The following is a 16,353-nucleotide window of genomic DNA, read 5'->3' on the forward strand; positions in this document are numbered from 1 at the left end:
TCAAGTTTTTCAGCCGAGCAGCTTCTTCTGCACCTTCCCCATCGCATTGCGCGGCAGCGAATCCACCACCCGAACCTCGCGTGGGCGCTTGTGCACCGAAAGCTGTTCGGCCACATGCTCGATGAGCACCTTCTCGATGGAGTCCGACGCGGCACCCCGCAATACGACGTACGCGACGATCCGCTGCCCGAGATCGGCGTCGGGCAGACCGACTACCGCGACCTCGGCCACATCCGGATGTCCGAGCAGCACTGTCTCGACTTCCCCCGCACCGATGCGATAACCACCGGACTTGATCAGATCGACCGACTCCCGCCCCACGATGCGGTGGAAGCCGTCGGCATCGATCGCCGCGACATCGCCGGTCTTGAACCAGCCGTCCTCGGTCCAGCATTCGGCGGTCGCCTCGGCCCGGTTGCGATAACCGTCGAACAGCATCGGGCCGCGAACCTGCAGGCCACCGATGCTCTCCCCATCATGCGCGACGTCCGCGCCCGCCTCGTCCCGCAGTCTGGTCTCGACACCCGCGACGGGCGTGCCGACACATCCGGGACGGCGTTCCCCATCGAAGCGGGTGGACAGCGTGATCATCGTTTCGCTCATCCCGTACCGCTCGATCGGCGCGTGCCCGGTGAGTTCGCGCAGCCGCTCGAACACCGGCACCGGCAGCGGCGCACTACCCGAGACCAGCAGCCGGGCATTCGCCAATTTCCTTGCCGCATCAGGATCTTCGACCACGCGCGACCACACGGTCGGCACGCCGAAATACAGTGTGCCGGGCGCGTCCGCATAGGCCCGCGGTGTCGGCTTACCGGTGTGGATCAGCGGGCTGCCCACCCGCAACGGCCCGAGCACGCCGAGGATCAGCCCGTGCACGTGAAACAGCGGAAGACCGTGCACCAGAACGTCATTCGACGTCCATGCCCAAGCGTCGGCGAGTGCGTCGAGTCCGGCGGCGATGGCACCGCGATTGAGCACGACACCCTTGGGCAGACCGGTGGTCCCGGAGGTATACAGCACGAATGCCGGTGTGGCAGCGTCGGGTTCGGGATAGGTATGCCATGAGCGCGCGTGCACACGGACCGGAACCACCGGCAGATCCGACCCCTGCGGCGCCGCACCCAACCACGCCTGCGCACCCGAGTCGGCGAGGATATGCGCCAGCTCGGCGGTCCCCGAATCCGGCGGCACCGGCACCACCGTGACACCGGCGATCAGACAACCGACCACCGCGAGCACCGTCGTCACGGTGGGTCGCGCCAGTACCGCCACCCGATCGGCGCGCGCGATGCGCTCGGCCACCGACGTAGCCGCGCCGAGCAAATCACTGCGCGACAATGTCACCCCGTCGATGGTGACGGCATCCGGTATGTCCGCTCCCCCGGCAACAGCGAGCGGATTCAGCGAACGAAGCAGCAGCGGCGCACCGATTGACATTCGCTCACGCTACTTCGGCAGCACACCGCGCCAGCACGGTCCCCCTCGACGACAACGCGACGGTTGACACACCCATGAGACGGTGAGAACGTCTAAGCAATTCCTTCTCAACGATGAGAACGGGGTCGCCGATGACCAGCCCGTTTCGCAAACCCGCGTCCACACCCGCCGAGGCCACCTTCGATGTCGAGCGGTACCTCGACGGTATCGCCGCATTCTTCGGCGGTACGGCGAATGTCATCATGCAGCTCAGCACGCTGCCGGTCGGCTACGGCGTGCTGGAGAGCACCGTCGACAGCGGCAAGGTCATGGTGCATCCGATCAAGCGGCTGCGCACCACCATGACTTATCTCTCGGTCGCCCTGCTCGGCACCGACGATGAGCGCGACGCTTATCGCGATGCCGTCAACGTGTCGCATCGCCCGGTCAAATCGACCGCGACGAGTCCGGTGAAGTACAACGCCTTCGATCCCGAACTGCAGCTCTGGGTGGCCGCCTGTCTCTATTGGGGCGCTCGCGATCTCTACGAGCGCATGCACGGCCCGATGAACGACGCCGACGCGGAAGCCTTCTACCGCTACGGGTCTCGACTCGGCACCACACTGCAAATGCATCCGAAAATGTGGCCCGCCGACCGCGTCGCGTTCGATGAGTACTGGACCGAACACCTCGCGAAGACCAGCATCGATCCGCCGATCCGCGACTACTTCAACGATCTGATCGATCTGAAGATGCTTCCGCGCCCCGCGCGCTTACCGTTCGCCCGCTTCCACCGCTTCGTGGTCACCGGCCTGCTGCCCGAACATCTGCGCGACCAGATGGGCATGACGTGGAGCGAAAAAGACGAGCGGAGACTCGCCAGAATCCTGCATACCGCTGGCACGATCACCGCCCGAATACCGAAGCAGGCCAGGCTGTTTCCGATCAACGCCTACCTGTTGGATATGCGCATCCGCAGGCGGTTCGGTCTGCGGCTGGTCTGATCGGCTACAGCCGGAATGAGACGACCACATGCTCGCGCGCGAACTTGCGGATGGCGGCGTCGTCGTCGAGCGGAAGGACCGTCTGCGGAGTCAGCGCCAAGGACAGCGCCGTGCGCGCGATCATCTCGGCGACCGGTTCCGGATCGTATTCGGGCAACTTGCCCTCCCCCTGCAACCGGGTAATGAATTCGGCCAGATAGTCGCGCCCGAGTTCGAGCACCGGCGCACCCTTGACCGTGAGATATGGCAGCACGATCTCCGGCTCGGTTTTCAACAATCGCTCGAGCAGCTTATTGCCGCGCAGTCCGTTCAGGAACGCGACGAACAGCTCCACGATCTGTTCCTCGGCACCGGCATCGCGATCGACCTCCCGCTGCTGCGCCGCATCCACCTCCTCGACGAATTGCCGCGCCTGCCGCATGGCTACGGCCTGGATCAGATCGGATTTGCTCGCGAAGCGCCGATAGAGCGTGGCCAGCGACAGCCCACCCCGCCGCGCGACCTCCACCATGCTGGTTCGCTTGATACCGAAGTCCAGGAACGCCAGCAGTGCGGCGTCCAATACGCGCGTCTGGTTGCGGTCTTCCGGACCGGTGCTGCGCACCAGTGCCAGCAGTCTGGTCAGCGTCGCCATAACATCCACCCCTATTCCGCTCCGATGACACGATGACACCGCTAGCATCGCATGCCATCAGCGCGCACCGCCCACGAACGTCCCGAAAGCGCGATTGACAGCACTGCGAGGCAATGAGAAGGTTTATATAGAACCTTCTCACCAGCCGTTCGCGTCCAGAACGGCCACAGAAAGGCGAGGTCAACGATGACCGAACCACTCCGCAGTGCCGATTACCTTCCCGATCACGTCGGCCCCACCGCCGTCGACTCCATCACCCCGGAGACCGTCGAGGAGTACATCGATGGAATCGCGGCCTTCCTCGGCGGCACCGCCAATGTGATCATGCAGCTGAGCCTGCGTCCCGTTGGGCGCGGCGTGCTGGAGAGCACCGTGGACAGCGGCAAGGTCACGCTGCACCCGATCAAACGACTGCGCACCACCCTGAGCTATCTCGCGGTCGCGCTGATGGGCTCCGATGAAGAGCGCGCGCTGTATCGGGACGCGGTGAACAAGTCACATCGACCGGTCCGCTCGACCGCGGCGAGCCCGGTGAAATACAACGCCTTCGATCCCACACTGCAACTCTGGGTGGCCGCCTGCCTCTACTGGGGCATCGACGACCTGTACACCCGCATGCACGGCCCGATGAATCCCGATATGGCCGAGGACTTTTACCGCTATTGCGCTCGACTCGGCACCACCTTGCAGATGCGGCCGGAGATGTGGCCCGCCAATCGTGCCGAGTTCCAACGGTATTGGGACGAGAATCTGCCGAAGCGCGGTATCGAACCCGCCCTTCGCGACTACTTCGACGGCCTCATCGATCTGAAGATGATGCCGCGTCCCATTCGATTCGTCTTCGCCCGGCTCCAGCGCTTCGTGGTAACCGGCCTGCTGCCGGAGCATTTGCGCAATGAGATGCGAATGACCTGGTCCCAGCGCGATCAGCAACGCTTCGATCGGCTGCTGCGAATGATTTCGGCGGTGCACACCCGATTGCCGAAGCCGCTGCGAATGTTCCCGTTGAACGCCTTTATGTTCGACGTTCGCCGACGCATCCGACAGGGTAAACCGCTCGTATAAGGGGACCGTTTGACACGCTTCAGAGGTGATGAGAAGGTAAATACCAATTCTTCTCATCGCCTTTCGATTGCCAACCCCTGAAAGACGAGGCCAACGATGACCTTGCCGCTACCTGTTGAGCCGCCCGATCCCGGACCGACCTGCCGCTACGGCACCGTCGACAACTTCGCGATGGACGAATTCTGGAGCGGTGTCGCGGCCTTCCTCGGCGGGACGGCCAATGTCATCATGCAACTCAGCCTGCGGCCGGTCGCCTACGGCGTCATGGAGAGCACGGTCGAATCCGGCCGCATCGACGTGCACCCGTGGAAGCGCACGCGCACCACACTGACCTATCTCGCGGTGGCGCTGATGGGCACCGAAGAGGATCGGGCCAACTATCGCGAGGCCGTCAACGGCTCACATCAGGCGGTGCATTCCAAGCCGGGCGCCGCGGTCAAATACAACGCCTTCGACCCGAAGCTGCAACTGTGGGTCGCCGCCTGTTTGTATTGGGGCCTGGTCGATCTGGAGGAGCGGCTGCACGGGCCGATGGACGAGGACACCGCGGATGTGCTCTACCAGTACGCCGCTCGGCTCGGCACCACCTTGCAGATGCGACCGGAAATGTGGCCCCGCGACCGTAAGGCCTTCCAGGAGTACTGGAATACCACTCTCGCCACCAAGACCGTCGATGCCCGCACCCGCGCGTACTTCAACGATCTCATCGATCTGAAGATGGTCGCCTGGCCGCTGCGCATACTCGGTCCGCTGCAGCGGTTCCTGGTGACCAGTCTGCTGCCGCCGCACCTGCGCGCGGAAATGCATATGGATTGGAGCGAACGTGAGGAGCGCGTGGCGAACCGATTGCTGCGTGCGATCGGCGCGGTACACCGCATACTTCCCAAGCCCGCCAGGCTCTTTCCGATGAACCTGTGCCTGTGGGATATGCGCAGGCGGCATCGTCTCGGCAAGCCGCTCGTCTAGGACTTGCTGACCAGCGCCCTCGTCTAAGACTTGCTCACTAGCGCGCGTAGGAAGAACGTCAGGTTGGCCGGACGTTCGGCGAGGCGACGGGTCAGGTAGCCGTACCACTGGCTGCCATACGGCACATAGACCCGCATCGCATTGCCCGCGGCGGCCAGCCGCAATTGCTCGGGATCACGGATGCCGTAGAGCATCTGATGCTCGAATCGTTCTGGGCCACGGCCGGTTTCGACGGCCAGCTGTTCGGCGGCGCGGATGAGCGCCGGGTCGTGGGTCGCCACCATCGGGTAGCCGTCACCGCGCATCAGGATCTCCAGACAGCGCAGGTAGGAATCGGTTACCTCGGCGGAGCGCTGATAGGCGACGGTATGCGGTTCCCGATATGCGCCCTTGCACAAGCGGATTCGGGATCCGGGACCGGACAGCGCGCGACAGTCCGCCTCGGTGCGATGCAGATAGGCCTGCAATACCGCGCCGAGCCAAGGGAATTCGGCGCGCAACGCACGGACCGTGGCCAGCGTGGCCTCGGTGGTGGTGTGCCCCTCCGCGTCGACGGTGACCCACACACCGGCCTCGACCGCCTTGGTGCACAGAATGCGCAGGTTCTCGGTGGCGATGGCCGGGCCGTCCGCGGGCAGGGCCTGCCCGAGAGCGGACAGTTTCACCGACACCTCGGTGCGCGCCGCGGCATCTCGGAAGCCGTTCAATGCCGCCAGATCGTTGATCAGCGAGAGGTATTCGGCGACCGTGGCATCGGCCTGGGCCCGGTCGGTGGTGTTCTCCCCGAGGAAGTCGACACTGATCAGCCGACGACTCGCGAGCAGCTCCCGCACCGCCGGAACCAACTCGTCGCGGCCCTCACCGGCCACGAAGCGCCGCACGATCTCCGCGGTGACCGGCGTCCCGGTGAGGATGCGCTTCATCCGCGGTGAGGCGGAGGCCGCGAGGATGACCGGCCGCAGTGGATTCATTCCGGCCCCATGTGCGGATACCGGTGATCATCCGGCGGCACGAAGGTCTCCTTGATCGTGCGCGGCGCGACCCAGCGCAGCAGATTCAGCGGCGAGCCCGCCTTGTCATCGGTGCCCGAGGCGCGCGCACCGCCGAAGGGCTGCTGACCGACGACAGCGCCGGTCGGCTTGTCATTGATATAGAAATTGCCCGCGGCGAACCGCAGTGCCGCCGAGGCCTGCTCGACGGCCTTTCGGTCCTGGGCGAAGATCGCACCGGTCAATGCGTAGGGTGCCGCCGACTCCACCTCGGCCAATATCGCCGCGTAGGAGCCGGGTTCGGCATCGTCATAGACGTGCACCGCGAGAATCGGACCGAAATACTCGGTGGTGAAGGCATCGTCGCGCGGATCGTCCACCACCAGCACCGTGGGCCGGACGAACCAGCCCTCGCTGTCGTCGTATCGCCCGCCCGCCGGAATGGCGATGCCCGCCGACCTGGCGCGTTCGATGGCGGCCACATTCTTGTCGTAGGCGCGCCGATCGATCAGTGCCCCACCGAAATTCGTCAGATCGGCGACATCGCCGTAGCTGAGTTCGCGGGTCAGCTGTAGGAAGTCGTCACCGATCGTGCGCCAAACCGAGCGTGCGATATAGGCGCGCGAAGCCGCCGAACATTTCTGGCCCTGATATTCGTAGGCACCACGAATCAGCGCGGTACGCAACGCATCCGGATCGGCGGACGGGTGCGCGACGATGAAGTCCTTACCGCCGGTCTCGCCGACCAAGCGTGGATAGCCTCGGTAGCGGCCGATATTCGCGCCGACCTGAGACCACAGGGACTGAAATGTCTTGGTGGAACCGGTGAAATGAATACCGGCCAGCCGTGGATCGACGAGTGCGACCTCCGATAGTTCGACACCGTCGCCGGTCACCATATTGATCACGCCCGGCGGCAATCCGGCCGCCTCCAGCAGCCGCATCGTGTAGAAGGCGGCGAGCGTCTGCGTCGGTGCGGGCTTCCACACCACGGTGTTGCCCATCAACGCGGGCGCGGTCGGCAGATTGCCCGCGATGGCGGTGAAGTTGAACGGTGTGATCGCGTAGACGAACCCCTCCAGCGGGCGGTAGTCCATCTGGTTCCACACTCCGGCGCTGGACTGCGGCTGCTGCTGCAGAATCTGGTGCGCGAAGGCCACATTGAACCGCCAGAAGTCGACCAATTCGCACGGCGCATCGATTTCGGCCTGCTGGACCGTCTTGGATTGACCGAGCATGGTCGCGGCGGCGACCGTTTCCCGCCACCGCCCGGCCAACAGATCCGCCGCGCGCAGGAAGACGGCGGCCCGCTCGTCGAAGGACGTGTTGCGCCAGCCGGGCGCCGCCGCGATCGCGGCCTCGATGGCGCCATGGGCTTCCGAATGCGTGGTGTCGGTGTAGGTGCCGAGCACATGCCGATGTCGGTGCGGGGCGACGATATCGTGCCGAGCCCCGATGCCCGGCCGGTGTTTGCCACCGATGACCAGCGGAACGTCGACGGATTCGGCGGCGATCTCGGCGAGCTCGGTGATCAGCAGTTCCCGCTCAGGGCTGCCCGGCGCGTAGGAATGCACCGGCTCGTTGCTGGGGATAGGGACTACCGTGACAGCGTCCATACCCCCAAGGCTAACGCCGTTACCGGGTGATCGGGCACGACCTCGGGACGTGTCAGCTCAGGCGTTTCGCCGCGGCCTCGATGCGTTCGTCGGAGGCGGTCAGCGCGATGCGCACGTACTGCCCCGCGCCCGGTCCGTAGAAGTCGCCCGGCGCGGCGAGGATGCCGCGCTCGGCCAGCCAGTCCAGGGTGGTGCGGCACGGCTCGCCCCTGGTGGACCACAGATACAGGCCCGCCTCGGAGTGATCGATGCGGAAACCGGCGTCCTGCAAGGCCTTTCGCAGCACCTCGCGACGCGCACGGTAGCGCTCACGTTGCACTTGCTCGTGCGCGTCGTCACCGAGAGCGGCGGTCATGGCCGCCTGGATCGGGAACGGCACCATCATGCCGGAGTGCTTGCGCACCTCGAGCAGTTCGGCGACGAGTTCGGCATCGCCCGCCACGAAACCGGCGCGGTAGCTGGCCAGATTGGAGGTCTTCGACAGCGAATGCACGGCGAGCAGGCCGGTGTGGTCGCCGTCGCATACCTCGGGATCGAGGATGGAGACGGCTCGCCCCTCCCAGGCCAGACCGAGGTAGCACTCGTCGGAGGCCACGATCGCGCCGCGCTCACGCGCGAACTGCACCACCTTGCGCAGGTGCTCGACACCGAGCACCTTCCCCGTCGGGTTCGACGGGGAGTTCACATAGATAAGGGCAGGCGATTGCGGACCCAACTGAGTCAGCCCGTCCGCTCGCGCCACCTTGCTACCGGCCAGCAGCGCACCCACCTCATAGGTCGGGTAGGCGACCTCCGGGATGACGACCAGATCATCCGCACCGAGGCCGAGCAGCCGCGGCAGCCCGGCGATGAGTTCCTTGGTGCCGATCACCGGCAACACCGCGGCCGGGTCGAGTCCGGTGATCCCGTAGCGCCGCTCGAGTGCGTCGACCGCCGCGACTCGCAGTTCGGGCGTGCCGTGCGTGGTCGGATAACCCGGCACCTCGGCGACCGAACTCAATGCCGCCCGGATCAGCGGGTCCACCGGATCGACCGGGGTGCCGACCGAAAGGTCGACGATCCCGTCCGGATGCGCGGCGGCCGTGGCCTTCACCGCCGCAATGGTGTCCCAGGGAAAATCGGGCAGCAGAGCGCTGACCCGGCGACGCGGTGACACAGAACTCACTCAGTACCTATTACTTATTCGGTCGCCATCGGCGGCAGCTCTTTGATGAACGGCGGGTCGTAGTCCACCTTGCCGACCTTCGTCGCACCGCCGGGCGAGCCCAGCTCGTCGAAGAAGTCGACATTGGCGTTCACGTATCCACTCCACTGGTCCGGGGTGTCGTCTTCGTAGAAGATCGCCTCCACCGGGCACACCGGCTCACATGCACCACAGTCCACGCACTCGTCGGGATGGATGTACAGCATGCGACCACCCTCGTAGATGCAGTCCACGGGGCACTCTTCGATGCATGCCTTGTCCTTCACGTCAACGCACGGTTCAGCGATGATGTACGGCACTGCCGCTCTCCTAGTCTGTCCTCACGGGGATACTCCGCCCGGCGTCACACTATCCCGGCAACCCAGGTTACTCCCGGTCAGCCTGCCCTAACTAACTTCGTCCGATATCGACTAACTCACCGTCAGTGGCAGCGCCGCGGAGATCTTCCGTGGTGGCACCCCGTAGGTGGTGGTGCGTTCGCGCACCGGACGGCCGATGCCCTCGGCGATCTCGGCGAGTTCCGCGACGGTCTTGGCGGAACCGTGTTGCGATCCGGCCATGCGGGAGATGGTCTCCTCCATCAAGGTACCTCCCAGATCGTTGGCGCCGCCGTTGAGCATCATGCGGGTGCCCGCTGTGCCGAGTTTCACCCAGCTGGTTTGGATGTTATCGATGCGGCCGTGCAACATGATCCGCGCGAGAGCGTGCGCCGCGCGGTTGTCCCGGATCGTCGGGCCCGGTCGCGCGGCACCGGCCAGGTACAGCGGTGCGCTCTGGTGCACGAACGGCAACAGCACGAATTCGGTGAAACCGCCTGTCTCGTCCTGGATTCCGCGCAGCACCCGCAGATGTCCGACCCAGTGCTTCGGATTGTCGACGTGGCCGTACATCATCGTGGAACTGGAACGCACGCCAACCTGATGTGCGGTGGTGATCACCTCGACCCAGGCGGAGGTGGGCAGTTTGCCCTTGGTGAGCACCCAGCGCACCTCGTCGTCGAGGATTTCCGCGGCCGTACCGGGGATCGTGTCCAGCCCGGCTTCCTGCAGCGCGACCAGCCAGTCGCGGATGCTCTGGCCGCCACGCGAAGCGCCGTTGACGATCTCCATCGGGCTGAACGCGTGCACATGCATCGACGGCACCCGCTGTTTGATCGCGCGCACCAGATCGGCGTAGCCGGTGACCGGGAGATCCGGATCGATACCGCCCTGCATGCAGATTTCGGTCGCGCCGTCGACGTGCGCCTCCCAGGCGCGGCCGGCGACCTCGTCCATGCTCAGGGTGAAGGCATCGGCATCGCCCTTGCGCTGGGCGAATGCGCAGAAGCGGCAGCCGGTGTAGCAGATATTGGTGAAGTTGATATTCCGGTTCACCACATAGGTGACATCGTCGCCGTTGACGTCGCGGCGCAGTTGGTCGGCGAGTGCGGCCACCGCATCCAGTGCCGGACCGTCGGCCGTTGCCAGCGCGAGGTATTCGGCGTCGGTGAGCCCGGCAGGATCGTTTTCAGCGGCACGCAACGCGGCGAGCACATCGGAATCGAGGCGCTCGGGCGCCGCGACGGCGAGGTCACGGGCCTGTTCGCGAATGGTGTCCCAGTCGCCGAAGGCACCAACGACATCCTGTCCGAGCGCGGAATCGCTGCGGCTCTCGGTGTTTCGGCCCTCGGTGTCGATCGAGGTATTGAGGTCGATGCGGCCCGCGGACTCCCACGACTCGTCCGGTTCCTGCCAGGGCAGGCCGACCGGAATCGCATCCGGATTCGCCAGACCGGTTTTCGGATCGGTGAGCGCGGCGACGTGTGCGCCGATGCGCGGATCGACCCATGGGTTGCCCGCACGCACATATTTCGGGTGCGCCGAGGTGCGTTCGACGAGTTGGTACCCCGCGGCCTCGGTGATTTCGCGCAGCGTATCGAGGTTCGGCCAGGGCCGCTCCGGATTCACGTGGTCGGGCGTGACCGGCGAGACGCCGCCCCAGTCATCGATACCCGCATCGATCAGTGCCTGGCACTCCTCGTGCGACACCAGATTCGGCGGCGCCTGCACCGGAACGTCGGGGCCGAGCAGCAGTCGAGTGACCGCGATGGTGGCCCGGAACTCCTCTATACCGGCGTCGGGAACATCGCGCATGGCGGTGTCGTCCTTGGCGCGGAAGTTCTGGATGATCACTTCTTGGATATGGCCGAATGCCTTGTGCTGCTTGCGAATCGCCATGATCGACTCGGCGCGCTCGGTCAGCGTTTCGCCGATGCCGACCAGAATGCCGGTGGTGTAGGGCACCGAAAGCCGACCGGCGTCGGTAATGGCGCGCAGCCGCACCGCCGGATCCTTATCCGGACTTCCGTAGTGGCAGTTGCCCTTTTCGGTGAACAGCCGGGTGGCGGTGGTCTCGAGCATCATGCCCATGGACTGCGCCACCGGCTTGAGCCGCGAGATCTCCGCCCAGCTCATGACACCCGGATTCAGATGCGGTAGCAGACCGGTCTCCTCGAGCACCATGATCGAGACGGCGCGCAGGTAGTCCAGCGTGGAATCGTAACCGCGTTCGTCGAGCCACTGCGCGGCCTCCGGCCAACGGTCCTCGGGCCGGTCACCGAGGGTGAACAGGGCCTCCTTGCAACCGAGTTCGGCGCCGCGACGCGCGATCTCCAGCACCTCGTCGGGCTCGAGGAACATGCCCTTGCCCTCGGCGCGCAACTTGCCCGGCACCGTGACGAAGGTGCAGTAGTGGCATTTGTCCCGGCAGAGTTTGGTCAGCGGGATGAAGACATTGCGCGAATAGCTGATGGTCTTCGGCCGACCCGCCGATTCCAGTCCGGCATCGCGCACCCGGGCGGCGCTGCGACACAGGTCGACGAGGTCGTCACCGCGTGCGTGCAGCAGTACTGCCGCCTCATCCACATTGAGTGTCACACCGTCGCGGGCCCGCCGCAGCGCGCGGCGCATTGCCGACGGCGTTGGCGGTGCGGGCGGGACGCTCGGGGTCGCTAGCTCGGTCACGCCCTCGATCATGCGCTACACATCCTGGGCTGTCTCCCTCCAGTGCCTGTGAGGGGTGATAACTGTGGCGTTTCACGCAGTATTCCGCAGGGCCGTGGCGAATTATTCCCGCGCAGGTAGGCGGGTTGGGGCGGAGGACAGAGACGGCCACGCCGGGACGTGCAACCATGGCAGGCATGTCGCAGCCGCGCACGATCATGGCCGATCCGGCCTGGCGCCCGAGCACCAAGGCCAAGCTGTTGTGGACGATTCAGGCCGCGATGGGGTGGCTGATTCCGGTCGTGGCGCTGATCGTCTGGACGCTGGTCGACGCAAAGCATCGTGGTGCCCAACTGCTGGTGTTCGCGGTAGCCATCTCGCTCGCGGCGGTGAGCATCGGGGTGATGCCGCTGTGGCGGTATGCGGTGCATCGGTGGGAGGTCACCGATGACGCGGTATACACCCGGGTCGGCTGGTTGACGGTGGAGAGCCGGGTGGCGCCCATCTCCCGCGTGCAGACCGTCGATACCGAGCGCGGACCACTGGAGCGATTGCTCGGACTGGCGACGGTGACCGTCACGACGGCGTCCTCGGCCGGTGCGGTGCGGATCTCCGAACTCGATCTGCCGGTCGCCGAACAGACCGTCACGCGGTTGACCGAGATCGCCGCACTGCACCGCGGGGATGCGACGTGAGTTCGTATCCAACCGAGACCGAGACCGAGATCGAGCCGCCGTGGTTGCGACTGGATAAGCGAATGTTGTTGGTACACCCAGTCAACGAGGTCGTGAAGTTCATCCCGGTGCTGATCGGGTCGGTGATCCTCGGCACCAATACCGGCAACCCGCTCTGGGGGCTCATCGCATTGGCGGCGATCGTCGGCTTCGCGGTGACCCGCTGGTTCACCACCACCTATCGGGTCGGGTCGACTCATGTCGAGTTGCGGACCGGGCTGATTCAGCGCAAGAAACTGTCGGTACCGCGGTCACGGATCCGGTCGGTCGATATCGAGGCCGACCTGCTGCATCGGATACTCGGGCTCGCGGTGTTGGCGATAGGGACCGGGCAGCACGCGGATTCGGGTGAGAAGTTCAAGCTCGACGCGTTGGATGCGGTTGTGGTGCCGCAGTTGCGGTCGGCGTTGCTCGCGCATACCGCTGCTTCACCGGAATCTCCTGCCGGACAACAGGTTCCGACCCTGCGGAAAGACCTGCCGGTGTCCGGAAACACCCGGGAGATCGGTCATTGGCAGGCGAGTTGGGTGCGTTACGCGCCGTTGTCGCTGACCGGTTTCGCGATCATCGCGCCCATTGTCGGTTTGGCATTTCAGTACGGGTTCGACCAGATCGTGTTCAGTTCGGACGCGGTGCACAATATCGAGGACGGTAGCGCGGTCCGCATCGCTGTCGCCATCGCACTGCTGGTCGTCGCGATCGTGGTGATTGTCAGCCTGGCGGCCTGTGCGCGTTATCTGACAACGTATTTCGGGCTACGGGTGCTCCATAACGACCGCACGCTGCACCTGCGCCACGGACTGTTCACGACCAGACAGATCACCCTCGATCTGGCTCGCTTCCGCGGCGCGACCGTCAACGAGCCGCTGCTGCTGCGCATGGCCGGTGCCGCTGAACTCGAAGCCATCATGACCGGTCAGAGCCCGCGTCAGAAGATCCTGCCCCAGGCGCCGCGCGCCGCGATCGAACGCACCCTCGCGGAATTGCTCGCACCGCCGGGCGCCAGGCATCCCGATGAGGCGAGGGTGAGCACGGCACCGCTGGTCCAGCACGGCCCGATCGCGCGCCGCCGTCGGTACACCCGAGCGCTCGGTCCGATCGCAATCCTGGCGCTCCTGATGCTGATGAATTCCCTTGCCGGAGCGGAGTTTTCACCCTGGTGGTGGCTGCTGCCCACACTCACGGCCCTGATCGCCGCCGCACTGGCCGCCGACCGGTACCGCGGACTGGGCCACGCCGTCCTGCCCGCCACCGACAGCAGCCCGGCCTGGCTCATCACCCGCTCCGGCTCGCTCGACCGCGACCGCGACTGTCTCGAGGCCCCCGGCATTATCGGTTGGACTGTCCGCCAATCCTTTTGGCAGCGCCGCTCCAACATCGCCACCGTCGTCGCCGCAACCGCAGCCGGTAAGAAGCGCTACCTCGTCGTGGACATACCACTCGACCAGGCCTGGACCCTCATCGAAGCAGCCACCCCCGGCCGAACCGGCCGCCGCTGACAGCCCCCAGGAGCGCGCGCCAGTCCCCGGCCGGACCCCGATCGAGTTCACGCACACCCAATGAGTACCTCGCAAAGGCTATTGCTTGTGCGAGGTACCCATTAGATATGCGGCGCGCGGCCTGCGTTGCTTTGGATGTAGATATAGAGCAGCGGCGGGACCAATCCGCAGAAAAGAAGCAGCAGGGTGCGCCAGTCGCTGCTCAGCATGATGTCGCCACCGGGGCCGGTTACCGAGCAGGTCAGGAATCCGAGGGTCCAGGCGGCGATAGGAAGCATCATCGCGCTGACGCGGTGGGTTATCGAGCGAACTCCCATCACCAGGAGCACATTGATTACACCAGCCAGCACCGCGGACACGGGGAAGGCCACAGTGTTGATGTAGGTGGGAAGGTAGAGGACCTCCAGGGCGAGGGTGATCAGGCCGTCCAGAATCAGGACGGCGATGATCACCGGGCCCAGCGGCAGGGTCTCATGGGCGCCGGAGGTGCGGTTCGGTGCCTTGTCGAAAGTGACCCTCACGCGACCGGTGGGAAACCGAGGAGGGTGAGCAGATGGCTCTGCATATCGACGAACGCGTACAGCACCGACATGTAGAGGTCGTGCTGTTGCTGCGCCCCAGGGCGCAGGCTGTCCACGAAGGCAGCGATGGCGTTCTGCAGATCCCAGTTGTACATGCTCGGAGTCTAAGCCGAAATCAGTCACCTTCAATGGGGATGTTTGCGACGACCGGGAATTCTCCGGTGTAGCCCTGACGCATCCTGGCGATCGCGAGGACCCGCCTGCGAGCGGCGAACCAGCCGATGATCAGCGCCGGAATGAGCACCACGAGCGAGGCGACGGTCCAGGTGCCGACCGGATAGTCGACGCCGGTGAGCACCACCACGAAAAACAGGAATACCAATGTGAGCAGGCCGGTCCACGGCGCACCCCACATCCGGAACTGCGGCCGCTGGAGTTTGCCCTGTTTCCACCAGCGCCACAGCTGCAGTTGGCACAGGACGATGGTGGCCCAGGACGCGATGATGCCGAGCGAGGCCATATTCAGCACGATCTCGAAGGCGCGCTCGGGCACAATGCCATTGAGCGCGATACCGCAGAGCGCGATCAGGCTGGTCAGCATGATGCCGCCGTAGGGCACACCGTTGCTGCCCATTACCCCGGTGAACTCGGGCGCGCTGCCGTTCATCGACATCGAACGCAGAATTCGGCCGGTGGAGTACAGGCCCGCGTTCAGACTGGAGAATGCGGCCGTCAGCACGACGACGTTCATGATGCTGCCGATGCCGGGTACCCCGAGCATGGTGAAGAAGGTGACGAACGGGCTCTCGCCGGACTTGTAGCTGGTGTAGGGCAGCAGCAGTCCCAGCAGCACGAGCGAACCGACGTAGAAAACCGCGATCCGCAAGATCACCGAATTGATCGCGCGCGGCATGATCTTCGCCGGATTCTCCGTCTCCCCCGCCGCGGTGCCGACCAATTCGACGGCGGCATAAGCGAATACGACACCCGAAGTGACCACGACCAGCGGCAGTATCCCGGTCGGGAACAGCCCGCCGTGGTCGGTGACGATGCTCGGTCCGGTCGCCGCACCCTTGACGGTGAATCGGCCGATCAGGAATACCGTGCCGATGATCAGGAACGCACTCAGCGCGGCAACCTTGACCAGCGCGGCCCAGAATTCCATCTCCCCGAACCACTTGACCGAGACCAGATTGACCCCGAGCACGAGCACCAGTGCGATAAGCGCGAGCACCCACTGCGGAATATGCGTGAATCCGGCCCAGTAGTGAAAATATTGGGCAATCGCGGTGGTGTCGGCGATTCCGGTCATCGACCAGTTCAGGAAGTACATCCATCCGGCAATGAACGCGGCCTTCTCACCGAAGAATTCGCGGGCATAGGAGACGAACGAACCGGATGACGGCCGGTGCAGCACCAGCTCACCGAGCGCGCGCAGAATGAAGAATACGAATACACCGCAGACCGCGTAGACCAGAAACAGCCCTGGTCCGGCACTCGCGAGCCGACCACCCGCACCGAGGAACAGGCCGGTGCCGATCGCGCCGCCCATCGCGATCATCTGCAGCTGACGTGGTTTGAGGCTCTTGTGGTATCCGTGATCCTCGATGCTGAGGTGAGCTTTGTCGCCAACCGCTGTCATGAACCGCTATGCCCTCCACATCGATGTCCGAAATCACAAAGACCGTACTAGCCGTCGAAAACAACCGCGACAGCAACCCTCA

At 64.9% G+C, this 16,353-nt stretch carries 15 protein-coding genes; 5 read left to right on the top strand and 10 right to left on the bottom strand.

Annotated features, from left to right (window positions below):
• Window positions 1–9: 9 nt before the first annotated feature.
• Window positions 10–1,437: an acyl-CoA synthetase gene (locus NA5_RS28815; protein ID WP_084484496.1), complete on the bottom strand. Its 1,428-nt coding sequence runs from the start codon at window positions 1,435–1,437 to the stop codon at window positions 10–12.
• Between the two features lie 131 nt (window positions 1,438–1,568).
• Between NA5_RS28815 and NA5_RS28820 the strand changes: the two genes are divergently transcribed.
• Window positions 1,569–2,420: an oxygenase MpaB family protein gene (locus NA5_RS28820; protein ID WP_062991626.1), complete on the top strand. Its 852-nt coding sequence runs from the start codon at window positions 1,569–1,571 to the stop codon at window positions 2,418–2,420.
• 4 nt (window positions 2,421–2,424) lie between these two features.
• Here the strand turns inward: NA5_RS28820 and NA5_RS28825 are convergent, their stop codons facing one another.
• Entirely contained in the window at window positions 2,425–3,054 is a 630-nt protein-coding gene (locus NA5_RS28825) for a TetR/AcrR family transcriptional regulator (RefSeq protein ID WP_062991628.1), read from the bottom strand.
• A 186-nt stretch (window positions 3,055–3,240) separates the two neighbouring features.
• Here NA5_RS28825 and NA5_RS28830 point away from each other — a divergent pair, with 186 nt between their 5' ends.
• Together NA5_RS28830 and NA5_RS28835 are read left to right on the top strand one after the other, a co-directional pair.
• Window positions 3,241–4,119, top strand: a complete 879-nt coding sequence (locus NA5_RS28830) for an oxygenase MpaB family protein (protein WP_062991630.1) — start codon at window positions 3,241–3,243, stop codon at window positions 4,117–4,119.
• Window positions 4,120–4,215: 96 nt separating this feature from the next.
• Window positions 4,216–5,085, top strand: coding sequence for an oxygenase MpaB family protein (locus NA5_RS28835; RefSeq protein ID WP_084484497.1), 870 nt, complete (start codon window positions 4,216–4,218; stop codon window positions 5,083–5,085).
• Window positions 5,086–5,108: 23 nt separating this feature from the next.
• Here the strand turns inward: NA5_RS28835 and NA5_RS28840 are convergent, their stop codons facing one another.
• The 5 genes from NA5_RS28840 to NA5_RS28860 form a co-directional block, all read right to left on the bottom strand.
• Window positions 5,109–6,056, bottom strand: coding sequence for a proline dehydrogenase family protein (locus NA5_RS28840; RefSeq protein WP_062991632.1), 948 nt, complete (start codon window positions 6,054–6,056; stop codon window positions 5,109–5,111).
• Window positions 6,053–7,690 (bottom strand): L-glutamate gamma-semialdehyde dehydrogenase, encoded by a 1,638-nt coding sequence (gene pruA, locus NA5_RS28845; RefSeq protein ID WP_062991635.1) that lies wholly within the window; start codon window positions 7,688–7,690, stop codon window positions 6,053–6,055. Before pruA ends, NA5_RS28840 begins: the two co-directional genes overlap by 4 nt.
• Window positions 7,691–7,742: 52 nt before the next feature.
• Window positions 7,743–8,846 carry a succinyldiaminopimelate transaminase gene (gene dapC, locus NA5_RS28850; RefSeq protein WP_062991637.1) on the bottom strand — a complete coding sequence of 368 codons (1,104 nt, stop codon included), beginning with the start codon at window positions 8,844–8,846 and terminating at the stop codon, window positions 7,743–7,745.
• A gap of 23 nt (window positions 8,847–8,869) precedes the next feature.
• Window positions 8,870–9,193 (bottom strand): ferredoxin, encoded by a 324-nt coding sequence (gene fdxA, locus NA5_RS28855; RefSeq protein ID WP_040695137.1) that lies wholly within the window; start codon window positions 9,191–9,193, stop codon window positions 8,870–8,872.
• Between the two features lie 111 nt (window positions 9,194–9,304).
• Complete coding sequence (locus NA5_RS28860) at window positions 9,305–11,908, bottom strand: bifunctional FO biosynthesis protein CofGH (RefSeq protein ID WP_062991639.1); 2,604 nt, start codon at window positions 11,906–11,908, stop codon at window positions 9,305–9,307.
• A gap of 164 nt (window positions 11,909–12,072) precedes the next feature.
• On the opposite strand from NA5_RS28860, the gene NA5_RS28865 reads away from it, so the two are divergent.
• Window positions 12,073–12,570: a PH domain-containing protein gene (locus tag NA5_RS28865; protein ID WP_062991641.1), complete on the top strand. Its 498-nt coding sequence runs from the start codon at window positions 12,073–12,075 to the stop codon at window positions 12,568–12,570.
• A 62-nt stretch (window positions 12,571–12,632) separates the two neighbouring features.
• Window positions 12,633–14,108, top strand: coding sequence for a PH domain-containing protein (locus NA5_RS28870; RefSeq protein ID WP_084484503.1), 1,476 nt, complete (start codon window positions 12,633–12,635; stop codon window positions 14,106–14,108).
• Between the two features lie 101 nt (window positions 14,109–14,209).
• On the opposite strand, the gene NA5_RS28875 is transcribed toward NA5_RS28870, so the two are convergent.
• From NA5_RS28875 to NA5_RS28880, 3 genes are read right to left on the bottom strand one after another with little or no spacing between them, the layout of a single operon-like run.
• On the bottom strand, window positions 14,210–14,629 hold the full coding sequence (locus NA5_RS28875) for a hypothetical protein (protein ID WP_245672445.1): 420 nt from the start codon (window positions 14,627–14,629) through the stop codon (window positions 14,210–14,212).
• The gene (locus NA5_RS41435) at window positions 14,626–14,784 is read right to left on the bottom strand and encodes a hypothetical protein (protein ID WP_169338103.1); all 159 of its coding nucleotides are present in this window, start codon (window positions 14,782–14,784) and stop codon (window positions 14,626–14,628) included. The genes NA5_RS28875 and NA5_RS41435 overlap by 4 nt, the downstream gene beginning before the upstream one ends.
• A gap of 20 nt (window positions 14,785–14,804) precedes the next feature.
• Window positions 14,805–16,271, bottom strand: a complete 1,467-nt coding sequence (locus NA5_RS28880; RefSeq protein WP_062991645.1) for an amino acid permease — start codon at window positions 16,269–16,271, stop codon at window positions 14,805–14,807.
• Window positions 16,272–16,353 lie beyond the last annotated feature (82 nt).

Origin of the sequence: Nocardia anaemiae NBRC 100462 (genome assembly GCF_001612725.1) — a bacterium.
GTDB lineage: Bacteria > Actinomycetota > Actinomycetes > Mycobacteriales > Mycobacteriaceae > Nocardia > Nocardia anaemiae.